This is a genomic window from Streptomyces sp. SM1, assembly GCF_002910825.1.
GTDB lineage: Bacteria > Actinomycetota > Actinomycetes > Streptomycetales > Streptomycetaceae > Streptomyces > Streptomyces okerensis.
This window is the reverse complement of the sequence record NZ_NEUB01000713.1, coordinates 1-3,131: the sequence shown is the minus strand read 5'-3', so window position 1 is coordinate 3,131 and position 3,131 is coordinate 1. Positions and strand designations below refer to the sequence as shown.

Here is a 3,131-nt window from a genome sequence, read left to right as displayed (position 1 = left end):
CCCAAGGCCGGGAAGTTAGCCTGTTTGTGCTGGTGGCAAGGGGGTTGAGGTCCAGGTTGTGGCTGCGTAGAGGCCGGGTCCGAGCTTGTGGATGAGCCCGGTGTTGGCCCATCGGGACAGTTGCCGATACATGGTGTGCAGGGTGACGTCGCCGAAGTGGGCGGCGATCTCCGCGGGTCTCCACAGCCGGTTCGGGTCGTCCTGCAGCAGGGCGAGGATGCGATGCCGTCGTCGCTGGGCCGGGGCGGTGTAGCGGTCGTCTCGGGAGACGGTGGGCAGAGGCGGCGGTTCGGGGCCGGGTTCGAGGACGGTGACGGCGAGGTCGGTGATGATGCGGCTGTGATCTGGGCGGCCGTCGTCGCGTCGCTCGCTGTAGCGGGACATCGGCGACTTGACCTTGCGGGTGCTGGTCCGGTGGCGGCGGGGCGCAAGGAGGCGGGACAGCACCCGGCGGCCGGTCAGTCCGAGGCGTCCTTGCTCGTCGGGAACGATCCCGGCGGCCTGGACGACCTGGTCACGGGCGGTCTGGAGTGCCACAGTGAAGCAGCAGCGGTCGGGGTCGGTGCCGGGGATGGACTCGGCGGCCTCGACCATCACGGTCCGTAGGGCCTGGTAGAGCGTGAGCAGGGCCCACATCTCCTGCTCGAGGCCGGCCCGGTCGTTCGAGCGGAGCTTCCGTCCGGCCATGATCGTGTGGCGGAGTGCGTAGTACGCGCTCTCGTGTTCCCAGCGCTCGTGGTAGAGCTTGATCAGCGTCGCCGCAGGGTGCCGGCGGGCGTCCGTCAAGGTGGTGACCAGCCGGTAGAAGCCGGTGAAGACGGTGCCGTCAGCGCAGGTCACCGTGATTTCAGCGTCGATGACCCGGACGCCCACAGTGCCGATCACCGACAGGTATGAGCCGTCGTCGAGACGGGCCAGGACCGGGGTGCGCCGGTTGCTGCGGAGCCGGCCCAGCACCTTCGCGCCAGTCGCGGTCGCCTGGGCGAGGAAGTCGTTGGCGTCGAAGCCCTTGTCCCACAGCACCAGCATGTCCGGCCTCAGCAGATGCAGCAGTCGGCAGGCATAGGCGGTCTCGCCCTCGTCGGTGGGGCCGAACACTGCGCCGATCATGGACCTTGTCCCGGTCTCGACCAGCGTCATCAACTCCAGCGTGGGATAGCCGTGATGGGCTGTCCGCCCGAGCCAGGCCCGATTGCGGGGTGAATCGGGCACCCGAAGCGAGCTGCAGCCATCGAAGGACACGGTCCGGTAGGCACCGAAGCGCACCCCCGGCGTGGTAGGGCGTGCCAGCAGCCCGGCGAGCACCTCGAACAGTGACCGAACCGGCGCGGCCCCCAGCCGTCGGCGAAGGTCCCGCAGGGCCTTCGTGCTCGGTGAGGCCACCGGTATGCCGGCCAGGCCGCTGGTGAGCTTGTCCCAGACCAGCCGGTAGCCGACCTCAGGGAACAGGCACATTGCGAGCAGGAAGTACATTCCGACCCGAGAGGGCAGGTCCCGCAGCCGCCGCTGCACCGTCCGCGTCTCCGCCAGCACCGCGTCCACGAGCTCGAACGGCACCACGGCGGTCAGCTCTCCCAGGTGGCCCGGGGCGAACCGGCCCGCGGCCACGGTCACCGTACGGGTGATGGCAGTCAGCGTGGACGGCAGGGCAAGATGAACCTGCAACGGAGCTCCTCACGTACAAGCTGTCTTGGTCGACTGCCTGTACCAACGAGCTCCGTTGTGCTTTCGCTTCGAACCCTCAATGTGCTTGCAGGACCTGCGAGAACGCTAACTTCCCGGCCTTGGGCCTTGTCCCGTGAAGGTGGACACCTGTTCGTGTCGTTATGCGGCGAATGTCAGGGTAGCTGATTGCTGTTCGTAGGCGATCGGGGCCTGCTGTCCGTTTGCCGAGTGTCGTCGGCGGGTGTTGTAGCGGGTGGCCCAGCGGAAGACGGCCAGGCGGCAGGCGCGGGCCCCGTCGAAGCGGCGGGCGCCTCGCAGTGTCTCGCGTTTGAGGGCCGCGTTGAACGACTCGGCGAGTGCGTTGTCCGCGCTCGCGCCGACCGCGCCCATGGACTGTGTGACACCCAACTCGGCGCAGGCGACAGCGAATTCGCGAGACGTGTACTGCGCTCCGTGATCACTGTGGAAGACGGCGCCGGCCAGGCTGCCGCGGACCCAGGCGGCCGCCCGGAGCGCGTCGGTGACCAGCGAGGTGCGCATGTGATCGGCGATCGACCAGCCCACCAGACGGCGTGAGAAGCAGTCGGTCACCGTCGCCAGGTACAGAAACTCGCCGTCGCCCACCGGCAGGTAGGTGATGTCGCCGACGTACTTCGTGTTCGGCGCACTCGCGGTGAAGTCACGATCCAACAGATCCGGCACCGGCGTGGCGGACGGTTCGGGCACCGTGGTGACCTGGCGCTTGCGCAGCCGCAGCCCGGCGATACCGAACTTCCGCATCACCCGCCCGACACGTTTGTGGTTCACGTGCTCACCGTCCTCGCGCAGCTCGGCGGTGATCCTCGGGCGGCCGTAGGTGCCGTCCCACTCGGTGTGCACGGCCCTGATCCGCTCGGCGAGAGCGGCGTCGGCCCGCTCGCGTGCGGCACGGGCCTCGCGGCCCGCCCGCCACTTGTAGAAACTGGAGCGCGCGACCTCCAGCACGTGACACAACCGCTTCACGCCCCAGGCGCGGTGGTGGTCCTCGATGAACTGGAAGCGGTTGATCACCAGGTCATCTCTTGTGCGAAAACTTCGTAGCCTTGCGGAGAATGTCACGTTCGGCGGCGAGCTTGTGCATCTCCTTGCGCGCTGCCGCCAGCTCCCGGCGCAGGGCCTCGTTCTCGACCTGAAGCTCTTCGGCCGTCGGCGGGGAATCCACCGTGCTCATCTCCGTGCTCGTGCTCGTCCTGCTGCCACCGCCGTGGCGGGCCCGTTCGGCCCGTACCCGGTTACGCAGCGTCTCGCGGCTGATCCCCAGATCCTTGCCGATGCCCTCGAAGGTGTGGCTCGGGTCCGACAGGTACAGCGCGACAGCGTCCGCCTTGAACTCGGGCGAGTAGACCTTCATCACCATAAGAGATCCCTCCTACCCGGCCCCTGCCGGGGCCGGGCTCAGAGGTGTCCACCACTCGGGGACAGGTCCC

At 68.3% G+C, this 3,131-nt stretch carries 2 protein-coding genes; both read right to left on the bottom strand.

Translation table 11 applies throughout. The annotated features are described in order from the left end of the window. Window positions 1-15: 15 nt before the first annotated feature. The gene (locus B9S61_RS20240; protein ID WP_103542876.1) at window positions 16-1,665 is read right to left on the bottom strand and encodes an IS4 family transposase; all 1,650 of its coding nucleotides are present in this window, start codon (window positions 1,663-1,665) and stop codon (window positions 16-18) included. Window positions 1,666-1,824: 159 nt separating this feature from the next. Further along, window positions 1,825-3,061 (bottom strand): IS3 family transposase gene (locus B9S61_RS20235; RefSeq protein WP_103543525.1). Its coding sequence is split into 2 segments (ribosomal slippage): window positions 1,825-2,737 and window positions 2,736-3,061, totalling 1,239 coding nucleotides; the frame shifts between segments, so codons are not numbered across the junction. Window positions 3,062-3,131: the final 70 nt, after the last annotated feature.